We start from the raw sequence: 796 nt of genomic DNA on the forward strand, positions 1-796 counted from the left end.
AAGCCGGGCAATATGGGTGACAGCCCCGTACACGCAAGCGGAACGGCACTAGTGGTATCCTGAGTACCGCGGGACCGGAGAAATCCTGTGGGAATCTGCCAGCACCATCTGGCAAGGCTAAATACTCCTGAGAGACCGATAGTGGACCAGTACCGTGAGGGAAAGATGAAAAGAACCCCGAACAGGGGAGTGAAAAGAACCTGAAACCGTGTGCTTACAAGCGGTCGGAGCGGAATTTTTCCGTGACGGCGTGCCTTTTGCATAATGAGCCTACGAGTTACTCTTATCTGGCAAGGTTAAGTCCTTCAGGGACGCAGCCGAAGCGAAAGCGAGTCTGAACAGGGCGCAGAGTCAGGTGAGGTAGACGCGAAACCTTGTGATCTACCCTTGGGCAGGTTGAAGTTGCGGTAACACGTAATGGAGGACCGAACCGATAAACGTTGAAAAGTTTCCGGATGACCTGAGGGTAGGGGTGAAAGGCCAATCAAACTGGGAAATAGCTCGTACTCCCCGAAATGTTTTTAGGAACAGCGTCGGCATAGAGTCTAGTAGAGGTAGAGCTACCGATTGGGTGCGGGGGAGTCAAATCCTACCAAATCCAGACGAACTCCGAATGCTACATAGATATGGCCGGCAGTGAGGCTTTGGGTGCTAAGGTCCAAGGCCGAGAGGGAAAGAACCCAGACCATCAGCTAAGGTCCCCAAATATACGCTAAGTTGAACTAACGAGGTCCGGTTGCCCAGACAGCTAGGATGTTGGCTTGGAAGCAGCCATTCATTTAAAGAGTGCGTAACA

Annotated in this window: 1 rRNA gene; it reads left to right on the forward strand. The window is 52.1% G+C overall.

The features are described from left to right. A 23S ribosomal RNA gene (locus IE165_RS18440) occupies nucleotides 1-796 on the forward strand; the annotation flags it as partial.

This window comes from Sphingobacterium griseoflavum, from assembly GCF_014653155.1.
Lineage (GTDB): Bacteria > Bacteroidota > Bacteroidia > Sphingobacteriales > Sphingobacteriaceae > Sphingobacterium > Sphingobacterium griseoflavum.